Below are 26,318 nucleotides of genomic sequence, written 5' to 3' on the forward strand. Positions count from 1 at the left end.
AAATGCTTAAATACTGTGCAAAATGGAGTGAAAATTGATTTATAACACTAACTTACAGCCATTACCTGCAAATGCCGAGCAGCTAGAGCGCTGCTTGGCAGACCCTGTTTGGCGTATTTTTAGTGGCTGTTTATATAAGATCAAAATTAAAGGTGATGACTTTGTAAATGAGTTAGGGCAAGTAGAAGAAGCTCCAACATTTGAATTACCGTTCCAGCCTAATGATGCACAGAAGAAATTCTTAAATCGGTTGTGGTACCGCAATATTATTTTAAAAGCACGTCAGTTAGGTTTCACCACACTGATTTGTATATTGTGGCTTGATCATGCCTTATTTAATGCCAATCAACACTGTGGGATTATTGCGCAGAATTTAGAAACCGTTGGGGATATATTCAGCGATAAGGTTAAGTTTGCGTACGATAACTTACCACCAGAAATTATGGAGCGTTTTCCTCTCAAAACTAATAACGGTACCGAGATGGAATTTGCACATAATGGTTCTAAAATTTCTGTTGCTACATCATTCCGTGGTGGTACGTTGCACCGCTTGCACATTTCTGAATATGGAAAGATTTGTGCTCAATCACCTGGTAAAGCCAAAGAAGTACGCACAGGTTCATTACCAGCAGTGCCAACAAATGGTGTATTGGTTATTGAATCTACTGCTGAAGGTCGTGGTGGTGACTTCTTTGACAAGGTTCAGATTGCTCAAAAGAACTTTGCATCACGTAAAAAGCTCACACCTAAAGACTACCGTTTCCATTTTTATGCTTGGTGGCAAGAACCGAAGTATCGTATTGATTCATCAAATGTGGTTATTTCTAAAAAAGATCACAATATTTTTGATCGGACAGAGATTATTGTCAGTGAAAAAATGGGTATCAAGATGCGTATTGATCCCGATCAACGTGCTTGGTATGTATCTCAGCGTGACAACGACCTGTCTGGTGATCAGGCATTAATGTGGCAAGAGTTCCCATCATTCCCAGATGAAGCCTTTCAGGTCAGTACAGAAGGTAATTACTATGCTGATGACATGCTTGAACTGCGCAAACGTGGTGGCATTGCTGATATAGAACCATTAGATGTACCTACATGCACGTATTGGGATTTAGGTAATAGTGATGGATGTGCAATTTGGTTCCATCAAATGATGAATCAACAAGATCGTTTCATTGATTATGAAGAAGCTCATGGCCAAGATTTAAGGTATTACGCAAAACTCATTAAAGATAAGCCTTACCTTTATCATATTCATTATTTACCACATGATGCAGCACACCAACGGCTTGGTGACTATAACAAATCAAATTTAGAGTCATTAGAAGAATTATTGCCTGGGCATAAGTTTATTGTCATACCTCGGATTACTGTATTGATGGATGGTATTCGTATGACTAGGAGATATTTAAAAAATGCTTGGTTTGATGAAAGTCGATGTAAATTGGGTATCGAACGTATTGAAGGCTATAAGAAAAAGTTTAACCAACAAGCCAATATGTTTATTGATCAGCCTGATAAATCCAATGGTTGCTCAGAAGGTGCAGATGCACTTAGACAGTGGGCACAGGCTAAAGATGCAGGGTTGCTTGGTGATTACGTCTATACGGCTAGTCTTACTGGCATGAATCAAGGTACAACACAACAAAATCCACATGGTTATGTCGAAGCACCTCCGACAGATTGGCGTTTATAAGGAAAAGCTATGTTTACTCAAGAAGATACAGCTACAAGTGAGCAGATTAGCGATGATGATACGCTCAGTCTGGAAGAATTAACGGAGATCATGCACGAAATTGAGGAACAACCTCATTGGCGTCACATCGCAGATAAAGAGATGGATTATGCAGATGGCAATCAATTAGATACAGATTTGCTTAACCGTATGCAACAGATCGGTATTCCACCTGCTGTAGAGGACAGAATTAGTCCAGCTTTATTGTCGATTATGGGTTATGAGCTACAGACTCGTACTGATTGGCGTGTAAAAGCCAATGGTGAAACTGGCGGTGATGATGTTGCTGATGCCTTGAACTACAAATTAAATCAAGCTGAACGCTTATCTAAAGCAGATAAAGCGTGTAGTGATGCTTTTCGTCCTCAAATTTCATGTGGTTTAGGATGGGTTGAGGTAAAGCGTGAGCAAGACCCATTTAAATATCCTTATCGTTGTGTTGTAGTTCATCGTAATGAGATTCATTGGGATATGAAGTCTACAGAACCAGACTTATCTGATGCACGTTGGTTACGTCGTACACGCTGGGTTCATCCTAAACGATTGATGAGTGCTTTCCCTGAACACAAGGATCTAATCCAAACAGTTGGTCGTTATGGCGGTTCATGGTGGCAACAACCTGATGTGCTGGATGGTGGAGCAAGTACAGGCTTACAAAATGCTTGGCTTGATGCACGTTCATGGACGATAAGTGAAAACTACTGGTATAACCCGACATCTAAAGAGATAAACGTTACTGAGGTTTGGTACCGTCGTTGGGTGCGTGTACCAGTTTTAAAGTTCAGTGATGGTCGTATCGTTGAGTATGATGCCAATAATATGGCTCATGACTTAGCAATTTATCAAGGTGTTGCACGTGTAGAGCAGGCTACCATATCAAAGTTGCGTCGTTCATATTGGCTTGGACCACACCTTTTACATGATAGTCCTTCGCCATATTCACACCATTATTTCCCTTATGTACCTTTTTTTGGGTTCCGTGAAGATAATACTGGCATACCGTATGGCTTTGTTCGTGGCATGAAGTACAGTCAGGATAGTATCAATTCAGGTATTTCTAAACTGCGTTGGGGCATGAGTGTTACACGTGTTGAACGTACCAAAGGTGCAGTGGCTATGACAGACGAACAATTACGTCGTCAAGTTGCACGTCCTGATGCTGATATTGTATTGGATGCAGCACACATGGCTAGACCTGGTGCAAGATTTGATGTTAAACGCGACTATGAATTATCACAGCAACATTTCCAACTGATTAGTGATAATCGTGCTGCCATTGAGCAAGTAAGTAATATTACTTCTGGGTTCCAAGGTAAAAAAGGTAATGCTACTTCTGGAAAACAAGAACAGTTACAGATCGAGCAGTCAAACCAGACCTTAATGAAGATGATGGATAATTTTCGTGATGGACGTACCCTCATGGGAGAAATGCTACTATCAATGATCGTTGAGGATATGGGCACTCAGCAACAGACTATCATTATTGAAGGTGATGCGGTACGTGAGGATCGTACAGTTGTTATCAATAAACCTGAGGTTGATGAACATGGTTATCCTTATGTCAGTAATGATGTTCAACGTACACGCTTGAAAGTTGTACTTGATGATGTTCCAAGTACCAGCACTTTCCGAGAACAACAACTTAATGCCTTGTCTGAGATTGTTAAATCCTTACCTCAAGAGGTTCAAGTTGCAGTATTGCCTTATGTGATGGCCTTGACTGACATTCCATTCAAGAAAGATATTATTGAATCTATTCGTCAAGCTACACAGGCACCGACACCAGAACAAGTGGAACAACAAATTAAAGAAGCTGTTGATAAAGCACTTGCCGATGCTGGTATTGATCTAAAACGTCGAGAGCTTGAACTTAAAGAGCGTAAAGCAGTAAGTGAAATTAAGGAAATAGACGCACGTTCAGTACAAATTGGTGTGCAAGCTGCATATTCAGCAATGCAAGGAGGTTCACAGGTAGCAATGATGCCGCAGATCGCACCTATTGCTGACGAGATTATGAAAGGTGCAGGTTATCAGCGTCCCAACCCGATGGGTGATGATCCTAACTTCCCAACCGCAGAACAGACAGCAGCACGTGATGTACGTTCACCATATTTAGAAGGTGAAGGGGCACAGTTAGGCAGTGAAGGACTGGCAGAGGTACAACAGAATACCAGCCCGATGAACCCACCAGTACCACAGCAAGGTGGTACAGGGATGCAGGGGATTGAGACTCCACGAACCAATGACAACATGCCCCCTGTAAGGCAGGAGTAATTTTCATTGTTCACAGATACTAAGGCAGTCAAATCGACTGTCTTTTTATTGAGGATTATGTTCATGTCAAATACTGAACAGCAAATTGAGCAAGAAATTCAATCTAAAAACTTAAATGCGCCACGTTTAACGCCAGATCATATTGATTCTAAAATTAAAGCAGTTGAATACATCCTACCTCGTGACGTGTGCAAGCGCGATAATGGTGTAGAAGTTTTTGATGCACCGCTTCCACTACAGACATTAACATTCTGTATTCTTACATTAGAGAATGGATTTACAGTTACTGGTGAGTCTGCATGTGCAAGTCCTGAAAATTTCGATGCTGAAATTGGGAAGAAAATTGCCTATGACAATGCTCGTGAAAAGATTTGGTTATTAGAAGGTTATTTGTTGAAAGAAAATCTACACAAGCAAAATAGCAAAGTAGAATTACAAGCTGGTATAGATCAACTTCTTAATACACGTATTCCAATCCTTGACCAAATTTATGACCTTTGCCAAGCGATTGAAAAATGTGGTGCATCACCAGAGCTTACAAATGCAGTTCGCTTAGCAGGTGAGTTGCGTTATCCAATCAGCAAGTTGGTAGATCAGGCTCTTAAACTTGGCATTGGAGAAGGTATTGTAAGTGTTAGTTATAGTGATAATGGCTCAAACCTAACACCTGATTTACCAGAATTTAAACATGATGATGTAAAGGCAACTGAACCTTTATGCAGCACTCAAGCATGTACAATTGGTAGCACTGGTTCTAATGAGTATCAACTCAATGCCAAACGTGATAACGCTTTTCTCGTGGCACAGTTACTGTCTAATAATAAAATCAGTGCAGAATTACGCAAAAAAGCTGAAACCAAAATGACTGCATTATTAGATGAATTGATTTAAACCTATCGAATTCGAGACCTTTAAACCAGCATCAATATGCTGGTTTTTTATTTCTTGATTTTCCATTCAACGGCATGATTTCCATTGTCGCAATCATGGCTCACACATTCACCTTTGTGATTCACCTGAATTACACCACAACCTTCACAAATAACATTTGCTAGATAGTTCGGCTTACATTCATTGATAAACCCATTACTCATTCCATATTGCTTGGCGCATTGAGCACAATATTCTGCCATTAATCCTACCCCCTGTAAGGCTAACGACATCATATATAAATCCTAGACACTTGTCTCATGTTGAGCAATCAACAGCTAAACGCTAGATAACTCTAGCCATTCGCCTTTGCGGTCACAGCGATAAGTGATAGGACAGACATGGATATTACAGAGCAACAAAATGAGTTGATTGAAGCTAACGGTGGTAAAGCATCACCTGAACTTGCAGCGCAGCTTTTAGAGCAAGCGTCAAATGGCGATACCGCAAATGCGGAAAATGGTAGTCAGCCAGCAACTACCCAAGTTACAGAAGAAAATACCCCAAAAGTTGAAGGTCAAGACGGTACGCATGAGGAGCATAGCTCCGCAAGAGCTGATACACAACAAGCACAACAGCAACAACAGGTCGATGAAAGCCAGTTAAATGCTGAAAATGCTGTGATCTTAGCTAAAGACGGAAAACACACCATTCCCTATGACAAGTTAGTGGAAGCACGTAACGGTGAAAAGGAATGGAAGCAAAAGTTTGATGAAGCTCAACAACAGTTGGCACAACTTCAAGCTGATGCACAGGAACGTAAAGATAACGGACAAGCTCCAACCACACAGGACAACCAAGCAAATATCGCACAACAAGCGATTGATCAGGGTGTAGACCCTGCAATCTTTGGGGATTTTAGCGAGAAAGACTTGGCTGCTGGTATTCAGAAACTTGTTAATTCACAGGTTTCAACTTTGGTGCAACAGCAATTACAAACTGCTTTAGCTCCAATTCAGCAACAACAGCAGGTCAGTGTAGAGCAAGCTCATTTTAACGAAATCTTTACAGCACACCCAGATGCAGAATCTATTGTTGAATCGAAAGAATTTAATGATTGGAAGAATGCACAACCAAGTTTTCTGAAAGATGCGTATGAAACAGTTTTGGATAAAGGTTCAGCTGCTCAGGTGGTAGAACTTCTAGGATTGTATAAGTCGAATACCCAATCAGGTCAACAAGCTGCTCAACCTGCCAATGATGCAGTAAAGGCAGTAGCGCAAAAAGCTGTGAGTCAGGCTCAAACACCACCACCGAACAGTCTGAGTGATTTGCCTGCTGGTAGTCCTGCTGGTGTTTCTCGTGATGAGCGTTTGGCAGCAATGTCGCCAGCGCAACTTGCAGAGGAAATGCAAGGATGGACACCCGACCAAGTGGAGCAATTTCTCAATAGACGTGTTTAAACATACGTGATGAGAGTATTTGAAACATGACTACTAAAACTAACGCAAGTTATGGCGATAAGACCAATTTAGTTACCCAAGCGGTAGGTCTGTTCGCTACACACATGAATCGTAACAGCACCTTAAACCTATTGGCTGGGAAAATGCCTAAGGGCGAAGCAGGTGCGGAAGCGACTCTCCGTAAACAAACCACATCCCATATGCCTATTGTTCGTGTTCAGGACTTAGGAAAAGGGCGTGGTGATGAAGTGACATTCCACTTACTAAATCCAGTCGGTGCATATCCAATTATGGGTAGTGCGTATGCTGAAGGTCGTGGTGTGGGGATGTCTTTGAATGAAGATCGCCTACGTGTGAACCAAGCTCGTTTCCCTGTTGATTTGGGTAACGTGATGTCACAGATTCGTAGCCCAGCTGATTTACGCAAACTTGGTCGTCCAGTCGCTCAGAACTTGATGGATCGCTATTGTGATCAGTCATTACTGGTGCATATGGCTGGTGCACGTGGTTCTCATAACAACATTGAATGGGTTATTCCTAAAGATAATCATAAAAACTTCAATGAAATCATGGTAAACCGTGTTAAAGCACCAACTAAAAACCGTCACTATGTTGTTGATGGTTCTGGTGTGCAGAGCGTTAAAAGCAATGCAGGTGAGTTTGATATTGCAACAACTGATCTATTTACAATGGATTCAGTTGATTCAATGAAAACTGTTCTGGATCAAATTGCTTTACCACCACCTATTTGTAAGTTTGAAGGTGATGTTGCTGCGGAAGATTCACCATTACGTGTATGGCTTGTATCGCCAGCACAGTACAACAAATTTGCTGCCCAACCAGGTTTCCGTTCTTTCCAATCATCTGCATTTGCGCGAGCAAGTCAGGCAAAACAACATCCGCTTTTCTTAGGTGATGTGGGTTTATGGAACGGATTTATTATCCGAAAAATGCCACGTCCGATTCGTTTCTATGCAGGTGACACAATTAAATATTGTGCTTCGTATGACAGTGAAGCTGAATCAGATTTAATCGTACCATCAAGTTTTGGTAGCACTTTCGCTGTTGACCGTTCAATTATTTTGGGTGGACAAGCAATTGCGGAAGCAATGGCTGCAAGTGATAAGTCTGGTGTGCCTTTCTTCTGGTCTGAAAAAGACCTTGATCATGGCGATAAATGGGAATTATTGATCGGTGCCATTCGTGGTACATCAAAAATCCGTTTCGCTGTTGATACTGGTGAGCGTACAGAATTTACCGACTATGGTGTAACTGTTGTTGATACCGCTGTGCCAATCATTGGTGCTAATCAGTAATTGTTTTGGGTATGTCCAGTTATGGGCATACCTCATCTTATTCTAATCCTTGGAGATTTTAAAATGGCGACAATTAAGAAGAAGCCTAGTGGTTATGGTCAGTTTGGTGGATTCTCACCATATGGCAATGTTACAGCGTTAGCATTTTTTCTTGCCACGAATGCTTCAGGTGCCGTAATTGATTCAGATACAACTGCTGCAGTAGCAAGTGGTGATGTTATTGATTTAGGTGAATTACCAGAAGGTATGCGCCTTGATGATGCTCAAATCCTGATTAAAACAGGTATGACAGCCACCGTTACAGGTTCACTTGGCTTTAAATATGTTGATGGTGATAGTACAGAAGTACCACAAGATGCAGCTTACTTCATGAGCAATGGCGACCTTGCAACAGCAGGTCGATTACGTGCTAATACAGGTAAATTAGTAACCTTGCCTAAGGCTGCACGATTGATTCTAACCACTGGTGGTGCAGCGAATGCCAAGGCAAGCGACATCAAAGTTATTGTTAGTGGTGAATTGACAGGTCCTCGTTAATGTTTTGATGGTGTAGGTTTTAGATAGACCTACACCATTCTTTTTATTTTTTAACTTATTACGGTGATAAGATGAAAACGATTGCAATAGCGATGATGTGTCATGCAATTAATGCTGCATATTGCCAATCAATGGGTGATGATAGCCAACCTACTTGGGATGACACACCAGAATCACAGAAACAAAGTTTGATTGCTGGCGTTGAAATGCATTTGGCAAATCCTGATGCCACACCTGAACAGTCTCATGAGTCTTGGTATAAGGTCAAAGAAGCTGAGGGCTGGAAGTATGGTGAAGTAAAAGATATGGAGAAAAAAGAACATCCATGTTTTTTACCTTATGAAGAATTACCAGATGAACAAAAGGCAAAGGATTATTTATTCCGTACAACGGTGCATTTGGTTAAGCACTTGCCTGATCCTGAAGATTACTTGGCATTGAGTGCGGAAGTTGTGAATCTACGCCAAAAGGTTGAGCATCAAAAGAATGTCGCAATTAATACAGCGACAATCACCCCAACCAATGTTGTTCAAAAATCTGCAGGTGTATCAATTCAGTATATTGGAAATAAATCTCTATATACCGACCACTTATACGAATCAGCTTTAACCTTTGAACAAGGTCAAGTGCGATCAATTCCAAGTGATTTGGCAACCAAGTTTTTAAAACATCCTGAGTTTACTCGTTATGAGGGTGAGCCTGAATCCATTTCTGCTGAATCTACTGAGCAAGGCTTAGATGATGATACGTCAAGTATTCTCAATCGCTCTAAAGAAAAACAGCAAGAAGAAATTGATGAAGAAAATAAAGTTCTTGATGAAATTGAAACGATTGGAAAAATGACAAAGGCTGGCTTGGTTCAATATGCTTTAGAAAAGTATGAGCAGAAACTTAGCCCACAAAAAAATCTTGATGAATTAAAAGAATCAGTTACTCAAATGATTCATCAATATGGGGTTGTGTAATGCAGCTAAATGACCTGATCAGCCGTTTTCGTACACTGGCCAACGATAAAGTAGAACCATATTTTATTGATGATGCCAGTGTCATTGATTGGCTTAATGATGCCGTAAGTGAAGCGTGTATCCGTGGTCGTTTATTGCATGAATCCCAAAACAATGATGTTTGTAAGATTAATATATTGATTGGTTCATCTCGTTATCAGTTACATGAATCGTTATACGAATTGACTCGAGTGTGGTTCCAGCCGAGTGATGGAACAAAAGGGCAATACTTGACTTTAATGTCAGCTGAATTACTCGATCATTATTATGATGGTGAGAATTGGCGAGTGAAACAGGGTAAACCTGAACACATTGTTCAGGATGATACAGGTATCCGCCTTGTTCCAATTCCTGATGTAGGCGGTGAATTACAATTGGAAGGCTATCGTGTGCCATTGTCACCAATGGAAAATGATACCGATGTTCCAGAAATTAACCAAATTCACCATGTTCAATTGATTCAGTGGGTTCTACACCAAGCGTTTAAGGTACCAGATGCAGAATTTTTTGATCCAAATCGGTCAGCATTAGCAGAGCAGGAATTTACAGATTATTTCGGTATTCGTCCTGATAGTGATTTGCGACGCATTACTCGTGAGGATATACCGCATAACGTTATTCCATTCATGCCATGACTTGCTTGTGACATAAGCACCCCTGTAAGGCTAAAGCTTTTCAGGGGTTTTTTACATAATGATCTTACTTATTTTATTTAATCATGCACAAAGATGGGCAAACGTACAATTGATTTAAAGACCGAAGATACGCTTTACATTGGCGGTGCCAAAGTTCAATTGATCAAAAAATCAGGACAATTGGCTCGAATTTGTGTTGAAGCAGATAATCACATTGAAATTAAACATGAGCGCATGAGTGCTTCCGATTCAGCTACGGAGACTCAAGCACATGGCAAATAAATTATTGATATTTTTCCAAGTAATCTATTGCTGCTTTGATTTTTTCGAGATTATCCTCAAAAAGTCCAAGTGCTGTATTACATCTGCCACAGAGCAGACCTCTAATTTTTCCAGTTCTATGACAATGATCAATGGCAAGGCTTTTTTGAACACCATTAATGGTTTTTGCTATACATTTCTCATGGCAAATTGCACATCGTTCGTCTTGGTCTTGAAGCATCTGCTCATACACAGTGTTGTCTATACCAAGTCTTTTCTTTCTGTGGCACTTGGCAGCAATCATATTTGCTTTTTCTCTATTTTCAATCCGCCATTCCGATTGTTTTATTTTTCCACAAGATCGACAAAAACCTTGCATTCCATCGGATTGGGATTTGTTTTTAGCAAAATTTTCTATTGGTTGAACCGTTTTGCAAGAACCACACCATTTCATACCTTCCTCAGTTTCAGGTCCTCTTTCCGCAAGATTGTTATGACCACGCAAATAACGCAATGGTTCACCTTTAACCCAACCAAGATTATTTCTATTTCTCGTTGCTATGGCGGTAGTTTTGCCACAACCACACTGGCATAAACCTTTAGGAATCTTTTTGGTCATTACACTTTATTAATTTTATTGAATTAACTATATATTTTATATGAGGTATTGAGGAAATGGCAAATACATTATACGACTTCTGCAGACAACGCTTTCTTGAAGCACAAATTAACTGGATGACTGACACAATTAAGGTCATCTTGGTTGATACAGGTGCATATACACCACAAACATCTGTACACCAATATTTATCTGATATTCCGACTTCTGCGCGTATTGCAGGTCCGGTCACACTTACATCAAAAGCTACGACAGGTGGCGCAGCCGATGCAGCCGATGTGACCTTTACCTCTGTTACTGGCACATCCATTGAATCTATCATCATTTATGCGGATACAGGTGTAGAAGCAACAAGCCCATTGATTGCTTATATTGACACTGCAACCGGCCTACCTATCACGCCTAATGGTGGTGACATTATTGTGACCTGGGATAACGGAACAAATAAGATATTCAAGGTGTGAATCCATTATCTCACATGAATTTCTTATCCGTTGATAGCCCCATGCTTTATGGGGCTGAACCCATATAAAGGTAATGCTCATGGCGACAAGTAAAGAAGTAAATAAACAGGATGCGGAAAAACCACCAACACAAGGTGTTGGTGTGCAAGGGTTTAAGGCTGACGTTTACGCAGCAGATGAAAAAAAAATCGACTGGATTCATTTAATGAAACAGCCAAAATTCCAAATGTATTGTGTCCAACTTAGTAAGAGAAACCACGGTGAAGTTGAACTTTGGATTGGTGGTTTTGTAAAAGATCGAATCGCGGTAGGCGAAAAAGATTTCTTCCAATCTTACTGTGACTGGCATGACCAAAAAGGCTACTGGAAGCAGGAAGATTATTACGGCAACTTACTTTAAGTTGCTGCCATTTATGGAGTTGTGAGGTTGATATGCCACATAAATTAGGCGTTGGTGCAATCAAAGGGATTGTTTCTGAGGACGGTGTGGTTTCTCAAAAAAGAATCCTTTTGGTGGATCGTTCTACATTAAAAATAGTCGCAGTTACAGAATCCGATGAAGGCGGTGCATATATCTTTAATGGCCTTAATGCAGATACCAATGATTACCTAGTGGTTGGTGTTGATGATAGCCCAGACGTAGCAGGTGATTATAAGCAAGCTATGGTCTTTGATCGAGTAAAACCATTCTCGGCCCATATTGGGTCAATATTCTACGGTAACTGGTACTTTGTATCTAAAAGCAAAGACCCGATTGCAGCGTGGTTTGGAGATTTTGATTCTTCAGTAACCCGTTGTCCGATTGTTTTAGGTAATTCTCGCGCCCTAGCTCGAACTAATTATAATGGCCTTAGCACTTATCAAGCGCCCACTTTTGTTGGTGCACCACACATTGCAACTTTGACTACAATTGCATCCAATCTAATATTTTATTCTGCATCGGATGGCGGCCATTACTCTCGAACAACAGCTAAAGAATTTACTCTGGAAACCGTGATTGTTAAATCTCGATGTACAGGTAATGTTGGTTTAGGTGCATACAACGGTGGTGGAAATCTTCCATATCTAAACAGCGGGGATAATTACAACTACAACAGCAAGGCACCTGCACCGGCAATCAACTATAATAAAAGTACGGACAGATTGAATGTTTATGCTTATTCAACAGGCTCACCACTTTCTTCTAGTGGTGTATCAGCTTCCACTACAACCTATATGTCAAATATTGACTTATCCCCTTATGGGGATGTGGTACACATCATAGTTGCCTATAAGTTGCAAGACGATATGTGCTTATATATCAATGGTCAATTGGTTACTACAGTATCTTTGTTAAGCACCGGCTTAGATATTGACAGTACGCGCAAGGCTCCGTTGGGTATTATTATTTCTAATGATGCTGTTCAATACTGGCCAGAAAGAAACAACGTAGCAAATATGACCGGTGGTGTAGGTGCTATTGCATGGTATGACCGAAAGTTGACCGCAGACTCAGTAAATGAACATTATCAAGCCCTCATATTGGGGACAATTGCAAAAGTATCAGGTGTATGCGCTGAATATGTGGTGGATCATCCGCTGTATTACTACCGGTTAAACGATAGTGGTGGAAATAACTATTTCGAGCAGGTTGGTGTGGGTGCAGGTTATGTCAATAATCGACGTGCTGCCCATATATTTAACCCAAGCGCTATAACTTATCAAGTACCTTCTTTGGGGGTTGGAGGATTAGCTACTCGGTTTAATGGTGGTGGTGCTAGAAATGTTTACGGCTATAACCCAAATAATGCGACAGGCTATAGCATGGCGTTTATTGCCAAGTTTGATTCAGCGACTCCGAGCCAAAACGAATTGGTAGCAGTTGTCACGGGTTCTGACACCAGTGTTTATCGTGGCGTATACCGTACCACAGCGAATAAGTTTTATGTCCAAGATACAACTTACCGAACATTTAATTATGCAATCGATTACGATAATTTCCACATGTATCATGTTGTTATTGATAAGATTAAAGGTGAAGCTCGGTTATATGTTGACGGTAGCTTAGTAGAAACGATCACTATAGATAAAACTTTATTAGCAACTTATAGCGGTCATGATGCTTTGAGTTCTGCGGATATAGTAAATGGTTTTAGTATTGCCGGTATGGTGCCAAGTAGCTTGGGCAGTATTACAAACCCATTTAAAGGTGTACTTGGTGAAGTAGCATTCTTTGACAAAATCCTAACCAAAGATCGGATACAGGCACACTATAAGGCATTAGAGCTCATCTAATATGACTAACGTAACGGCATTACCTATTACTGGAGCAACGGCTTCCGATAGTAGCGCACTGGGGACACCATCTGTTTCAAATGTCGCTCAGAGTTCTTTTGTTCAGGGCTTCCGTGTAGATGCTGTTGGAGTATTGTCGTTAGGTTTAAGTAATGCTGCAATCGATCTAAGTTTTGATTTCACAGAGAAGTATGAAAAATTAACCGGTCAAGTGCGTATGCGCTTCTCTGGTCCGATTGTTCAGCCTTCAATTACACTTGGAGATTGTTCTGGGTTTGGTCAGCTTGGCATTGTCAATACTGCTCAGGTTACCGATACTGTAGGTGGTATTAAACAAGAAGCATACGGCTTCCCTGCGGCATTTTATGCGGATACAGCTCACACCCTAAATCTGAATTTCGTAACACCATTAGAGATCATCACTGGCGATTATGTATCGTTTTTTACCGGGGCTAGACCAATTGCGCCCAAAAGTTTTGAATCTCTAGCTTTTGGTGGGGCTAAGATAGATAGCCCGATAGACGCAAAACCCTTTGGCTTTGCTATGTCTTCGTTTGGGATAGGCGTGGTAATCAATGCCGGTAGAGGTCTACCAAGCATTAATTTTGAGAATAATACGGATAAAACCGATAGCATATCTCTACGTTTAGATTTTGGTACTGGTCCACGCCCTATCGTTCCGTTTGGTATAGATGCACCAATACTGGGTACCGAATCTAAACTGCTTAATACCGCTGATGTGCTTTACCTGGAAGGGATTTTAAGCACCTCCTATGGTATGGTAACAATTTCCACATCGGATAGTGCCCATTCTTTCGATCTTAACTTCCAACGTAACCTGGTTGAACAAAACCCTTTAAACGTACCTTTCTATTTTGCTGAACGTGGATCGATCAAGCCTTATGCAATTTACTCCGAGAAATTTGGTGAGCATAAGATTAAAAATCGGGATAGTGTGGTATCTGGGGTAGGGGGTATTACACTCGCTGATGCTTTTGGGGTGCCGCGCTTATACGGTACCCAATTTATCAAGCACCAGGGATTTAACGCCAATCTAATCCAACTACATACAGTTTTTAACCTCACACAGATTGCATATACGACCGGTATTACGCCAGGTGATATTGGTACTGCAAACATCATCAACCGCAATCGATATATCACAGCCACTGGCTTTAGTGCTGCTCAATACGGTACTGCTAGATTACATAATGATACACAGATCGTTAGACATGTAGGAGCATTGTTCACCACCTTTGGTAATCTCAATGCGCGTAACTTAAACCGCCCACTACCGTTGCAGGGCTTTACCGACAGCTTTTATGGTCGTCCTTTAGTCTACAACCTGCGACAGTATATTCGTGCTGTTGCATTCACACCATCGCTATATGGTAATGCTTATCTACTTGGCGGAGTAAGGTATGTCAATTTATCAGGGTTAAATGCTTCTGCTATTTCACAACCTGGTGTAGTGAATACACGCGCAGATCGTGTACTTAAACCATTAAGCATAGGTACGGTGAATTTACCTAACCCAAACGTATCGCCACGGATTCTATATCCGTTCGGCATCTTGCCTGGACCTTTTGGAATGGCCTGGGTGCAGCGCAATCCATCACCTAAAGGGTTTACAACCGATAGTTATGGTACTGCCTGGGTATCCCATAGCCCACGATACATCACACCATTTAAGGTAGATGCTTTTCAAAGCGGCTATGCCAAAATCTTTGATCCAATGCAGCGGATACATCACGAAGGCAGCCCACATATTCCAGGCGGTATCTTTGGTGATATTGCGATCAAGAATAGCCGTCGTGTGCTATCTGTACCGGGTGAAGATCATTCACGTTATGGTGACTGGTCCGAACTGCATTCTAATCTAATTAATGTCGCTGCACAGCCATTTGATGCAAAAGCCTTTGGTTCAGCCGACATCTGGAATAAAACACCGTCTGTCATTCCGCAACCTTTTAATAGCTCCATATTTGGTACCGCATTTATCAGTTACCGTGTGCGTCGCATTCTGGGTCGTGGTATTGATATGCCGGAAAGCCAGAGATTCGGCAAGCATATCCTTGCCAAGCCACCCGAACTTAAACCGGGTTCAATCTTCGGCCAAGCATTCGGCAACACTTGGGTCAGCAATAAAACGCGCCATATTAATCCACACGGCCTAAACACACTGCAGATTAGTAGCCCGGTGGTGTGGTTTCGCTATCGCTATGTCAGCGCAACAGGAATTAACTTCCCTGATATGGTGGCACCTAAGATAGAACACGGTTTGCGTACCCTTCTGGCTAAAGGTGGGTCATTTAATGTCTTTGGCACACCTACAGCCTGGTTTAGAGTGCGCTCCATCAAGGTGTCGAGTATCTTTCGCGAGTTTGAAACAAACCATCTAGTTGGCGGTACTCAACATATCCGTCCAGGCGGTTTTGATGCAGTCCGATTTGGAGAACGGATTATCCCTGAGATACAGGGGGTTTATGCACAAGGCTTTAACAGCCAGTGCTTTAGTGAGATCAACCAGATTGAATTGCATACCAGATGGGTACGTGCAATCGGATTCTTGAGTTTTGGTCAACAGGCTTCCGATCGTTATGGTACTGCGAAAGTCTGGAATAAACGCCAGTATATTAAGCATAGCTATGATTCAGGTGATGGATTAAACCCTGGCGGCTTTGGCCAGTGGAATACAATTGCCAACCGTAACCGTGAAATGAAAGTCAGTGGTTTTGATGCGGCTCGATTTGGTTATCAGCAGATTGACAACAATGCGCGTCCTTTGCTGCCACTTTCATTCATGCCTGGCGTGTTCGGTACTGCCATGATTGCAGATCGGGTACGTCGCATTCGTCTGGAAGGAATGGAAGCACCTTATATGAGTGGATGGGGCCGGGTATTTAACGCTGCACATCTGATCTCTGCACTAGGCGGTAAACATGAGGTTTTTAGCAGCCCATCTGTGTTGAACACACGTCGGGAATACCGTTGGGTCGGGGCTTTTGAATCTATGCGGTTTGGGCAACCGATGATTGCTTTTCGGATTCGCAATATCCATATAGAAAGCCGTTACAGTATTGCACCAATCTACCTACCGCTACCTAAATTCGATCTACATACGCGCTATATTGAACCGCAAGGATCGGAAACAGATGCCTTTGGTGGTCCATCCCTACATATTAAATGGAATATCATCACTACTCGATGGTCACACCGCGAACTTTTTGGAGATCCGTTTGTACGCAATCTTACTCCTGAATTAAAACAGCGTGGTGCCAATTCAGCAGAATTTGGCAAACCAACAATACGATTACAGTGGGAACGCTATCCAGTAGAAGGTTTTGGTAATGAAATATTTGGTCGTCAACTCATTACCTTCCGTGACAGGTCCATGACGGTTTCAGGGTTCAATGCTTTTGCTTCTGGTCGTATTAATGTCACCAAAACAGGTGCACCACCGTACAGCTTACAAACGATCACACTGGATTGGGATGGTGAGGATGCACGTCCTGAAGATTTTGAAGGACAGGGTATTGGGGTGCCACGTGGCCAAGTATCTAATCCAAGCTTAAAAACCAATGTGATTTTTGCTTCTGGCTTTGTTGCGACTGCGTTTGGTAGTCACCATGCTCAATCTAATGGTATTCTAGTCGAACCTGGTATTCAGCAGTTTGCAATAGGCGATCATATAGTCGGTTTAAAGGATCGAAACATCTCCATTACTTCTATAGCATCGCAAGCTGTAGTAGGTCGACCACGATTATCGCCACATACCATTTATGCTGTGATGGAATCACCAGAGCAAGCCAGAATAAACCACCATACAGGTGCATCTCTACACTATGTAAATAGTGATAATGGACGTCGTACACCTGGCGAAGTATTTGGTTGGTCTACAGTAACCTTACGTCATCGTAAACTTACATTAGGTATAGGTAATCAAAGCAGTATTGGCAAACCGTATTTAATACTGCGTAAACATTATTTAAGACCTATAGGGATTCAATCATTCCGTATGGGGTGGCATTTCCTATCCGATGGATCACCGCGTGAATTAGTGCAGTTTGACAGTATTGATAACGCTTTATACGGACGACCGACAGTAACGTCACCTTATTTCGGACCTCGCTATATTCGACCTGGTGGGTTTAATGCCGCTACATTTAGTAATAACTGGGTAGAGTATTTCCACCGCACCGTTAAAATAAACGGATTTAATGCTCTAGCTATGGGTGCGGGAAGATCAGGTGATACACCATATAAGCCACAAGGCTTATGGGTAGGACCACAAATGCCTACGATTCCTAAAGGCTTTACATCCGAGCTATTTGGTACCACATGGGTCAGCAATAAGGTGCGCGATATTTCCGCTGTAGGTTTTGATAGCCTGGAAAATGATTGGGATATTTCTAGCTTTAAAGAACGTATGCAAGTAATCCTAGTCAAAAAGCCAATCATCATCGAACCTAAAGAAATTCAATCATTGGCATTTAGCCAAACAGTATATGGTGTTCCAAACATCCGCTTAAAAACACATTACATTCGACCTGACGGCAACTCAGATCAATATAGGAAAGGTGCTCCAAAATGAAAAGATTAACCCCCTTACGTGGTCTTGATAATGTTTCTGATGATGAGAGCATGTCGAGTTTTGGTCGTGAACCATTTGTTAAGCTGCGTGATGCTGTAAACGTCAACATTAGTTCAAGCGGTCGTGTGCAGCTGCGTGAAACCGGTGCTGTTGTCACAGAAACACCCTATAAGAATCTATGGAATAGCCCATTACACGGCGATACCTTTGGTACCTTAAATGGTGAATTGGTCAAAATCAATCCGGTGGATTGGTCACATGAAAGTCTAAATATTGAATTGAAAGGAAGCGTAAATTACCTAGTCGTGAATAATTTTATTATTATTTCCGATGCGCTTGCCCTATATAAATATGACGGCGCAAGTGTGATTAAACTGACGATTGAAACTCCACCTGAACCGATGGCGCGTTTATCTATTGGATCACTACTAGATGGAACATACACTGTTGCAATTGCCTGGTCTAAAGATGGCCGTGAATCAGGCTTATCTTCAAGTGTAAGTCTAAATGTTGAAGGCGGTATAGAACTGATCTTGCCGTATAACTACAGCGAAGATGCTGACCAGGTTGTGATTTACATGACCGAGCGTAACGGATCTGAACTGTTGAAGGTGGCGACTGTAGCCATTAATACGGCTACATTTACCATTAGCAGCGATAAGGACCTGACACGTGCTGCTCAGTTTCAGCACCTTTCACCCATGCGTACTGGCAAGTTTTTAAAGCTTTGGCGTGGTCGATTGCTTACTGCGGATAAAAACATGCTGTACTTTTCCCAGGCTTTAAACTTCCACCTATGTGATGAGCGTTATGATTTTATTGCTTTACCGCAACGTGTGACCTTTGTGGAGCCGGTTGAATCTGGTATTTGGGTCGGTCAAAGTAATACTGTGGTCTTTCTCAGTGGTGCCGACGTAAAAGAATTGAACCTTGTGCAAACAGGAGCCAAGCCACCTGTGCCTGGTACGGCACTGCGAGTGAACAGTGATTTGCTTGGCGAAATATCTGCAGGTCTTGAAACTGTTTTATGGTTGGCCGAGAATGGCTATTGTATCGGAATGCCCACTGGAAACCTGATTGAAGCCCATGCCAATACATTGAAAGGCATCACTGCAAAAGCTGGACAGTCTGTAAGGTTTGATGATCGAATTGTCACTGTACTACATTGAGGACTGGTTTAACAAAATCCGGTCATGACAATGGAAAAAATTAATCAAGCTGCACTTTTGGGTGCATTGGCTCGCGGTGAGTTCACTGAAACAGACAACCAGATTACATTCGACAAACTTGGTGGTATTCAGTTTAAAGGTGAATACTTCCATCGTGTCAATGGTGGTGAATGGGAACATGCTGATAACCTTGTGGTAAATGAAGGTATTTCACATATCCTTAATGTGGCACTAGGCGGTAAAGCAAAAACAGCTAAATACTACCTGGCATTATTTAGCGGTAGCACTGCACCGGCACCGACTTGGACAGCGGCAAATTTTGCAGCGGTGGCATCTGAGATCGTTAGCGGTACCGAAGGCTATACCAATGCCACACGTCCTGAATGGACACCGGTGGATACCAACGGCAACTCGATTGATAACATGGCGGCAGCTGCTCAACTGACGATTGCAACGACTGGAACATTAACTGTGACAGGTGCGGCACTTCTCACCAATTCCACGAAAGGTGGTACTACTGGTACGCTGATTTCAGCAAGTAAATATCCTGTAGCACGTACATTCCAGAATGGTGATATTTACGAGATCGGTTATCGCCTAAGCGCAACGGTGTAACCCATGGCAAGCCCTAAACCCTATGGGCTTCATGTAATTAGCGGTGTACTCACTGACAACGATATTAACTTTATCGCTTCTGTGATTCACCGCTTTCTTACTTTTAAAGAAGCCAGTCAACTCGAAAACCTGAAAAACACCTATGATCTTCCTGACGGTGGTTATTTCATCGTGCAAGATATGGGCGGTGTTTTCCGTGTCATTGCTGATAAAAAGGAACAGCAGAAGTTTTATTTTCAGGACGATGGCCTGGTTAAAATGTATATCCCGATGTTTTATAGCGGTGTTATAGAAAAGGCGACTATTCGTGAAGGGGAAAGGGTTGAGATTAAACTTACTCAACAATGTCGCAATCGCTTGAGCCGACAACTGGAACGTGAAATACCACAACTCGTAAAACTAGATCGCTTTACTATTATGCCTGGTGATAAATTTACTGAGTTTCAACCAAGAACAGAAACAATCGTAAAGCGAACACAGTATGTTGGCCATAATCCAGGTTGGTACAGTGGAACGATGGCAAAACTACATCAGTTTGTAGGTGGCTATGGTCGTCAGGATTTCGATGTACTGCCAGACAATGATATGGAGCGTATTAGTTTCACGTTACCGGATAAGTTGCGACAAGAATTACTTGAAAAATATTTTGATGTTCGCTTGCCTGGCTATACTGGCCTTCCACCCACATCCGGTCAATTTCAGTATGATTACAAGTGGGGAAAAACACACGCTGTAGCTTTTGATTCGGCAAGTCGACCATGGTTGGTGCAGGTCGGTGCAAAGGTTTATGTGATGCCTTTACCAATCATACCGTTAACCGCAGATCCTAAATTTCACGAATATATCTATGATCTTGGCGATCAGGAACTTATTAACGTACTGGAAACTTTTGGAGCATTTCCATCTGGCGAATCATTCCCTGATAATGGTGAGGACTTTCAACGATGGGTTCGCGCAGGGGTCATTATCGAAATCTGTGATAGTGGGGAGTTTTTATCGTATCAGGCATTCTTTACTGCTTGTGGTTGGTCTTTCAACAGTCGTGGTAATGCAGCCTATAACACTGGCTATCGCTACGACAATAAAGGTATTGCCGAAGCTGCAACCTTTCGTTTAAGCCTGAATTTAGAGCCTTCCCCGATTCATTATGGTACCGATAAAGTCACGATCAGTAATGAAACAGAACTAAGCAATGATGATAAAAACCAATTAACGGCTTATTTGTCTAAAGTTATGTCATCACTTGGGGCAGAAGGGAGCCTTGCGAAAACGATTAAATATAAAATCAGGAATATTAAACATTCTGTGATTTTAGAACGTGCCAACTCTATTTTAGGTGACGATGTATCCGCTGAAATCGACTATTGGGATAAATATACGTGCGATCCAATCGCATCACACAACGGAAAGATTCATAAGTTATATACTGGCAAACTCTACCATCCAGCAAAACCGATCAATCAGCCGCAAATTAAATTTCCTGAATATACCGAAGGTTTATGTATATCTTTTGATTTTGGTCCATTAGAGCTTGGTGTTTCTGCTGAATGTGACACTATTATGTATGCCTACTATGATAATGATTCGCTAAAGGTAGTTAAATACTTTTACACCAGTAAAAAATATCAACGTCAAGTAGATACGAACTATGAGCAATACATGACTGTAGGTTCTTGGTATAAAAATGAAACGTCAGGTGATAGCACGATCTCAGGGAATTTTTATCTGACGGATATTGATGACCGGGAGGATATTGCACCTACTGAAACCAAGACCACGATTAAAGGTGAGGATAAAGGCTATGACAGTCAACCGTTCTTTGTTTTTGATGGCTTCTTTCAACGTCCAGGGACTATGTGGCGTAATCGTTATTACACACATTTAACTAAAACCGAAACAGTACGTGACAAATCGGTAGCCTTGTCAGTCTTGGTACCAATGTTTAACCGCAATACCGTACTTCATGCTAAAAAAATGGTATCTGGAAATAAGACCAATTCGGAAGGTTTAACATTTGGTTCTGTGCAAGATCCTTACAGCTATCGTTACTGGACAAATGATTTTGTTTTTGCTTGGCAAGGCAGCCTTGAAAAGATGACTGGTTCACCGTGGCCGGTAAATGGTAATCCAGTTTGGGTAGAATTTGAGCGATACAATCCTTCACCTGCCAATGACTTTGCTGATAATGGTCCGTGGATACGTGGCTTTCCTGTTGATTATACCTGGTTAATTCATCCGAATAACAATGAGTGGAAAAGTAGTGGTGGTGGGGGTGCACCACCAGTTCGGACCTATAGTAGATCAACCACTACGCCAATAGAAACTACAGGAAATATAAAGTGGGTGATCAATGATCGGATCGTAACAGTATCCGATAAGGTGCCAGACAGCCGTTACTTTTTACCCTCACCTGATGAGTACGGTTTTGGCATGAGCCGTACAAGTAGTAGGGTTTTTCTAGGTGATGTGGAATATGCCAATATTAGCGAAACCAACGATGCAGGTTTTTGGAAATACACTGGTTATTCAAACCTGGTTAACCACAGCCGCGCATACCACTTTATCGGGGTGATCAATGAGTAGTTATCGTGATGATACTCAGGAAACAATTGTATTAAGTTCCGATGCCTTTGGAAAAACAACATCGGGTGATGTTGAGAAATTTTCCTTCACTGAAACCATACTCAGCAAGGTTCGACACAATGTAGAGGAAATCATCCGGCTTGGGGATGAGGACTTATCACGCCGTAAAGGACGGTTAGACAGTGAACTAGGCTTTGCCGATCAGGTCATTCATACCGTTCGTAAATTCCAGCTGATTGAAGAAGTCTTTATCCTAGCTGATCATAGCTTTGTAAAACAATCTGAACTAATCACTGAGGATCTTGGCCTGGGAGAAATTGAGAAAGCGACCTATAAGGCGGTGCATATCGAGCCATTTAAGGTGGTCGATGCACATTTCACCTATAAAACTGCATTCCAAAGTATCAGTGATCGCCTTAAATTAAGCGATAGCCTACATGCCATATCACGTTCCAGTGATCTGATTGAAGAAAGTCTGGTCATATCGGATACAACACGTGACAAATTAAAAACCCTAATTGTTGAAACTTTAGGGCTTGGTCAAGAGCTTGAGCAATATAATCAGGTGCTTAGTCAGGTATCAGAAAGTTTTAAACTGCATGATCGAGCTGTACGAATAGTCAGTGACACGATTGAAGATACGATCCAGTTTAGTGATGAGTTTAAAAAGCTATCCGACACCATTGAACTGGTGGTTGAAAACCTAGTGTTTTCAGATCAGGTATCGGGGCAGCGGAAAGTACAAAGCCTGTCAGAATCCAGTTTAAGTTTTTCAGAATCCATTGAAGGTATTAAACGTGCTTCATCTAGTGTGAGCGAGTTGTTATTCCTAGATGACGAATACCACGATGGTAGAGAAGTTATCGGAGCATGGACCGCAACGGCTGATGGTTGGAACATGAGCCGCTACTATGATTTCCCTTATGAAGAATTGATTGTGATTGATGGTCAGCTTTATGGTGTAACCGCTAACGGTATTGAAGAACTTAAACAAGGTTCCGGCGTAGTCGCTGCGCAGATCAAGACAGCAAAATTAGATCTAGGTGATGGTGGCTTAGTCCATCCAGAAAGCATGATCCTGGAATATAGCCTGGACGGTAATTTATCCGTTGATGTTGGTACCACACAAAGCGGATACCTGCAGAAGTTTAATTATGTTCTACAAAAAGAGCCGAGCGAATATTTAACCAATGGTCGTGTGGTCTTTGGTCGCGGTTTACGTGGCAGACACTTTGAATTTGCAGTCAATATTAATGGATCTACAGCCTACATTAACGACATGATTGTGAATATCACCAAAACCAAACGGAGAATTTAAAGATGATGATTCCAACACTGAATGTCGTTGATCAGGCGATTTCCGAAGTTCAGGACAAGATGAAATACTTTGAAGGGCGCAGCAATCAGTTGCTCGGAGAAATGAGTAATGCCATGACGACGCTATCAGGTGTTACGGTTGAACCTGTTGGTAATGCACCTGAATTGCCGCGCCCTGAGAATGCTCAATTTCCAACGATAGATATGCCAGATGCGCCTGACTTAGACGTAAATGTACCTACACCATATTTACTAGATCTGGATATTGAAAAGCCTGCCGAACTCACATTACCCAAGATTCCTACACTTGAAATTAATCTGCCTGATGCACTGATCATGCAGAATGATATTGAGATTCCGTCAGAACTCACTAATTTTTCTTTGCCTGAAATCGACACCAACATTGAAATCGGTACACTGCCGCAACTCAGTTTAAGTGGTTTGGATATTGGACGAGATGCAGTCAATATCGATGTTTCAGAGCTTTTAGGTGGTTTAGATCTATCTGATCTGAATTTACCTGAAGCACCTGAAAACCCAATCTTAAACTTCCCAACATTGCCGAGCTTGGGTAATTTTGATTTACCAGTGCGACCAGATATTGATATTGGCAGTGTGGAAATCCCTGACGCACCTGAAATTGTGTTGCCTGAAATTGAAGAGCTTCAAGCGATCACATTACCAGTGTATGAGCCAGAAGCCTTACCTGTATTTGATGAATTACCACCAGAGTTTAGTGTAGAGCTACCAAGCGATATTGATAGCATTATGCAACAGGCACAGGCAATTGCCGCAACGGACTATCAAAGTTACAACAATGACAGCGCAATTCAGCCTTTAGTTGCTGAAATTCGTGCTTGGATGAATGGCACTGCTACCGGCACCGGCTTACCTGCAGATATTGAAAATTCACTTTTCAATCGTGCACGTGAACGCAATAGTCGTGAAACCGAACGCGCAGTACAAGAGGTGATTGATCAGTGGGCTAGTCGGGGCTATAGCTTGCCACAGGGGTCCACCCAAAAGCAGATTGATGCTATTCGAGATGATGCACGTTTAAAAGCTGCGGATCTGAACCGTGACATTATGATCCAGTCTTTTGAAAAGCAACTTGAACATATCCGATTTTTGACAGAACAAGGCATTGCCTTGGAGCGATTGAAACAGGATCTCTGGCTGGCATATGTTTCAAATATCATGGACGCGGCTAAATTCCAAGTCGAAAGCAAACTTAGCCTATTCAATGCACAAATCTCGATTTTTAATGCACGTACCGATGCGTTTAAATCCATGATTGACGTATACAAAACCAAAATTGAAGGCACCATTGCCAAGATCACGGCATTTCGCTCCCAGGTGGATGCACAAGTGGCGATTGGCCAGATCAACCAACAGACTGTCGATATTTTTAAAGCCAAGATTGATGCGGTTATGTCGAATGTGGATGTGTATAAAGCACTGATCCAAGGTGAAACTGTACGTGCTGACCTAGTGAAAAGTCACTTTGATGCTTATAAAGCAGAAGTGCAAGCATATAGTGAGCAGGTCGGTGCGGAACGGATCAAGGTTGAAATGTTTGATTCACAGATTAAGGCTGAGGGCACTAAGGTTCAAGCTTATGAATCAATGGCACGTACTTACGCCACCACTATTGAAGGTCTTTCATCTAAAGCAAATATTAAGATGAAAGAAGTGGATATGAAGTTGGAAGCTGCGCGTGTAAGAATTGCGGAGTTTCAGGCCAATACAGAATCGTATCGCGCATCAATGGATGCACAGTCGAAAAAGCTACAACTTGAAACAGAAGTATATACGGCTAATCTGGAAGCTATGAAATCTCAGATTCAGCTTTCAATTGAAAAGATGAATACGCAAAACAATATTGTGGAATCTAATTCACGTACACGAATTGCCTTAGCTGATGCTTTATCTAAGTATGTTGAAATGAAAATCCGTGTCAGTATCGCTAATTCAGACATCTTGTCACGCTTTGCTGATATGCGCTCACGTACTGCAATCGCCGTATCAGAAGCACATTCGCGTTATGCAGATCTGGCGTTAAGGACAACGATTGCCAGTAGTGATATTTATAACCGCTATATTGAATCTCGTACACGTGTTGCCTTAGCTAATGCCGATACTCAAGCCAAATATGCTGACTTAAATTTGCGTACAAATCTGGCCTATGCAGATACTCAATCCAAATTTGCTGATATGAAAATGCGTACAGGTATCGCCAATGCGGAAACACAGGCGCGTTATGCTGATATGAATATACGGACTAACTTGGCGTATGCTGAAATGCAGATCAAAAAATATGAGGTTGATCTCAGTCACGCAATTAAAAAAGCAGAACTTGCAGCGGAAAGCATGAAAGGCATTGCACAGTTCAATACGCAGCTTGCCGCTGGTGCCATGTCAGCCATGCACGTGTCGGCAAGTATCAGCGGAAGCGGTTCAAGTTCATTGTCTTATAGCGCAAGTGAATCTGAATCCAAGAGTGAAAGCCACAACTATAGCTACTAACCCTGTAAGGCTAACGCTTACAGCCTGTATTGATTAACCATACATGATATTTATATTGG

At 41.9% G+C, this 26,318-nt stretch carries 19 protein-coding genes and 1 pseudogene; 18 read left to right on the plus strand and 2 right to left on the minus strand.

Going from position 1 to position 26,318, the window contains the following annotated elements; translation table 11 throughout:
* Positions 1 to 34 precede the first annotated feature (34 nt).
* The 3 genes and pseudogenes from R2H34_RS06200 to R2H34_RS17895 all read left to right on the plus strand — a co-directional run.
* Positions 35 to 1,699: a terminase gene (locus R2H34_RS06200; RefSeq protein WP_318342508.1), complete on the plus strand. Its 1,665-nt coding sequence runs from the start codon at positions 35 to 37 to the stop codon at positions 1,697 to 1,699.
* A gap of 9 nt (positions 1,700 to 1,708) precedes the next feature.
* On the plus strand, positions 1,709 to 4,012 hold the full coding sequence (locus tag R2H34_RS06205) for a hypothetical protein (protein WP_318342509.1): 2,304 nt from the start codon (positions 1,709 to 1,711) through the stop codon (positions 4,010 to 4,012).
* Positions 4,013 to 4,075: 63 nt separating this feature from the next.
* A pseudogene (locus R2H34_RS17895) lies at positions 4,076 to 4,426 on the plus strand (Gp49 family protein); the annotation flags it as partial.
* A gap of 524 nt (positions 4,427 to 4,950) precedes the next feature.
* Here R2H34_RS17895 and R2H34_RS06215 read toward each other — a convergent pair.
* Complete coding sequence (locus R2H34_RS06215; protein WP_227515190.1) at positions 4,951 to 5,178, minus strand: hypothetical protein; 228 nt, start codon at positions 5,176 to 5,178, stop codon at positions 4,951 to 4,953.
* 105 nt (positions 5,179 to 5,283) lie between these two features.
* Here R2H34_RS06215 and R2H34_RS06220 point away from each other — a divergent pair, with 105 nt between their 5' ends.
* The 6 genes from R2H34_RS06220 (at position 5,284) to R2H34_RS06245 (ending at position 10,119) form a co-directional block, all read left to right on the plus strand.
* The gene (locus tag R2H34_RS06220; protein WP_318342511.1) at positions 5,284 to 6,345 is read left to right on the plus strand and encodes a hypothetical protein; all 1,062 of its coding nucleotides are present in this window, start codon (positions 5,284 to 5,286) and stop codon (positions 6,343 to 6,345) included.
* Between the two features lie 26 nt (positions 6,346 to 6,371).
* Complete coding sequence (locus R2H34_RS06225) at positions 6,372 to 7,661, plus strand: DUF4043 family protein (RefSeq protein ID WP_061517831.1); 1,290 nt, start codon at positions 6,372 to 6,374, stop codon at positions 7,659 to 7,661.
* 63 nt (positions 7,662 to 7,724) lie between these two features.
* Positions 7,725 to 8,198: a hypothetical protein gene (locus R2H34_RS06230; protein ID WP_070152162.1), complete on the plus strand. Its 474-nt coding sequence runs from the start codon at positions 7,725 to 7,727 to the stop codon at positions 8,196 to 8,198.
* Positions 8,199 to 8,269: 71 nt separating this feature from the next.
* A complete protein-coding gene (locus R2H34_RS06235) occupies positions 8,270 to 9,163 on the plus strand; it encodes a RyR domain-containing protein (RefSeq protein WP_318342512.1) in 894 nt (297 codons plus the stop codon).
* Positions 9,163 to 9,837, plus strand: coding sequence for a DUF6682 family protein (locus R2H34_RS06240; protein ID WP_174498780.1), 675 nt, complete (start codon positions 9,163 to 9,165; stop codon positions 9,835 to 9,837). Before R2H34_RS06235 ends, R2H34_RS06240 begins: the two co-directional genes overlap by 1 nt.
* Before the next feature lie 93 nt (positions 9,838 to 9,930).
* A complete protein-coding gene (locus R2H34_RS06245) occupies positions 9,931 to 10,119 on the plus strand; it encodes a hypothetical protein (RefSeq protein WP_042890528.1) in 189 nt (62 codons plus the stop codon).
* 1 nt (position 10,120) lies between these two features.
* Here the strand turns inward: R2H34_RS06245 and R2H34_RS06250 are convergent, their stop codons facing one another.
* A complete protein-coding gene (locus tag R2H34_RS06250) occupies positions 10,121 to 10,717 on the minus strand; it encodes an endonuclease VII domain-containing protein (RefSeq protein WP_052417805.1) in 597 nt (198 codons plus the stop codon).
* Positions 10,718 to 10,773: 56 nt separating this feature from the next.
* On the opposite strand from R2H34_RS06250, the gene R2H34_RS06255 reads away from it, so the two are divergent.
* The 9 genes from R2H34_RS06255 (at position 10,774) to R2H34_RS06295 (ending at position 26,259) form a co-directional block, all read left to right on the plus strand.
* The gene (locus R2H34_RS06255; RefSeq protein WP_318342513.1) at positions 10,774 to 11,181 is read left to right on the plus strand and encodes a hypothetical protein; all 408 of its coding nucleotides are present in this window, start codon (positions 10,774 to 10,776) and stop codon (positions 11,179 to 11,181) included.
* 79 nt (positions 11,182 to 11,260) lie between these two features.
* On the plus strand, positions 11,261 to 11,581 hold the full coding sequence (locus tag R2H34_RS06260; protein WP_318342514.1) for a hypothetical protein: 321 nt from the start codon (positions 11,261 to 11,263) through the stop codon (positions 11,579 to 11,581).
* Between the two features lie 32 nt (positions 11,582 to 11,613).
* On the plus strand, positions 11,614 to 13,455 hold the full coding sequence (locus R2H34_RS06265) for a LamG-like jellyroll fold domain-containing protein (protein WP_318342515.1): 1,842 nt from the start codon (positions 11,614 to 11,616) through the stop codon (positions 13,453 to 13,455).
* A 1-nt stretch (position 13,456) separates the two neighbouring features.
* Positions 13,457 to 18,049 (plus strand): hypothetical protein, encoded by a 4,593-nt coding sequence (locus R2H34_RS06270; RefSeq protein WP_318342516.1) that lies wholly within the window; start codon positions 13,457 to 13,459, stop codon positions 18,047 to 18,049.
* The gene (locus R2H34_RS06275; RefSeq protein WP_318342517.1) at positions 18,046 to 19,218 is read left to right on the plus strand and encodes a hypothetical protein; all 1,173 of its coding nucleotides are present in this window, start codon (positions 18,046 to 18,048) and stop codon (positions 19,216 to 19,218) included. The genes R2H34_RS06270 and R2H34_RS06275 overlap by 4 nt, the downstream gene beginning before the upstream one ends.
* A 30-nt stretch (positions 19,219 to 19,248) precedes the next feature.
* Positions 19,249 to 19,833, plus strand: coding sequence for a hypothetical protein (locus tag R2H34_RS06280; RefSeq protein ID WP_318342518.1), 585 nt, complete (start codon positions 19,249 to 19,251; stop codon positions 19,831 to 19,833).
* Positions 19,834 to 19,836: 3 nt separating this feature from the next.
* Positions 19,837 to 22,416, plus strand: a complete 2,580-nt coding sequence (locus tag R2H34_RS06285) for a hypothetical protein (protein ID WP_318342519.1) — start codon at positions 19,837 to 19,839, stop codon at positions 22,414 to 22,416.
* Positions 22,409 to 23,734, plus strand: a complete 1,326-nt coding sequence (locus tag R2H34_RS06290; protein WP_318342520.1) for a hypothetical protein — start codon at positions 22,409 to 22,411, stop codon at positions 23,732 to 23,734. Before R2H34_RS06285 ends, R2H34_RS06290 begins: the two co-directional genes overlap by 8 nt.
* Before the next feature lie 2 nt (positions 23,735 to 23,736).
* The gene (locus R2H34_RS06295; protein WP_318342521.1) at positions 23,737 to 26,259 is read left to right on the plus strand and encodes a hypothetical protein; all 2,523 of its coding nucleotides are present in this window, start codon (positions 23,737 to 23,739) and stop codon (positions 26,257 to 26,259) included.
* Positions 26,260 to 26,318 lie beyond the last annotated feature (59 nt).

Origin of the sequence: Acinetobacter sp. 16 (assembly GCF_033439925.1) — a bacterium.
GTDB lineage: Bacteria > Pseudomonadota > Gammaproteobacteria > Pseudomonadales > Moraxellaceae > Acinetobacter > Acinetobacter junii.

Bases quoted from the DNA above. Each gene is read 5' to 3' on its own strand.
- R2H34_RS06205 (WP_318342509.1), top strand. From the start codon at position 1,709: ATGTTTACTCAAGAAGATACAGCTACAAGTGAGCAGATTAGCGATGAT.
- R2H34_RS06215 (WP_227515190.1), bottom strand. From the start codon at position 5,178: ATGATGTCGTTAGCCTTACAGGGGGTAGGATTAATGGCAGAATATTGT.
- R2H34_RS06220 (WP_318342511.1), top strand. From the start codon at position 5,284: ATGGATATTACAGAGCAACAAAATGAGTTGATTGAAGCTAACGGTGGT.
- R2H34_RS06225 (WP_061517831.1), top strand. From the start codon at position 6,372: ATGACTACTAAAACTAACGCAAGTTATGGCGATAAGACCAATTTAGTT.
- R2H34_RS06230 (WP_070152162.1), top strand. From the start codon at position 7,725: ATGGCGACAATTAAGAAGAAGCCTAGTGGTTATGGTCAGTTTGGTGGA.
- R2H34_RS06235 (WP_318342512.1), top strand. From the start codon at position 8,270: ATGAAAACGATTGCAATAGCGATGATGTGTCATGCAATTAATGCTGCA.
- R2H34_RS06240 (WP_174498780.1), top strand. From the start codon at position 9,163: ATGCAGCTAAATGACCTGATCAGCCGTTTTCGTACACTGGCCAACGAT.
- R2H34_RS06245 (WP_042890528.1), top strand. From the start codon at position 9,931: ATGGGCAAACGTACAATTGATTTAAAGACCGAAGATACGCTTTACATT.
- R2H34_RS06250 (WP_052417805.1), bottom strand. From the start codon at position 10,717: ATGACCAAAAAGATTCCTAAAGGTTTATGCCAGTGTGGTTGTGGCAAA.
- R2H34_RS06255 (WP_318342513.1), top strand. From the start codon at position 10,774: ATGGCAAATACATTATACGACTTCTGCAGACAACGCTTTCTTGAAGCA.
- R2H34_RS06260 (WP_318342514.1), top strand. From the start codon at position 11,261: ATGGCGACAAGTAAAGAAGTAAATAAACAGGATGCGGAAAAACCACCA.
- R2H34_RS06265 (WP_318342515.1), top strand. From the start codon at position 11,614: ATGCCACATAAATTAGGCGTTGGTGCAATCAAAGGGATTGTTTCTGAG.
- R2H34_RS06270 (WP_318342516.1), top strand. From the start codon at position 13,457: ATGACTAACGTAACGGCATTACCTATTACTGGAGCAACGGCTTCCGAT.
- R2H34_RS06275 (WP_318342517.1), top strand. From the start codon at position 18,046: ATGAAAAGATTAACCCCCTTACGTGGTCTTGATAATGTTTCTGATGAT.
- R2H34_RS06280 (WP_318342518.1), top strand. From the start codon at position 19,249: ATGGAAAAAATTAATCAAGCTGCACTTTTGGGTGCATTGGCTCGCGGT.
- R2H34_RS06285 (WP_318342519.1), top strand. From the start codon at position 19,837: ATGGCAAGCCCTAAACCCTATGGGCTTCATGTAATTAGCGGTGTACTC.
- R2H34_RS06290 (WP_318342520.1), top strand. From the start codon at position 22,409: ATGAGTAGTTATCGTGATGATACTCAGGAAACAATTGTATTAAGTTCC.
- R2H34_RS06295 (WP_318342521.1), top strand. From the start codon at position 23,737: ATGATGATTCCAACACTGAATGTCGTTGATCAGGCGATTTCCGAAGTT.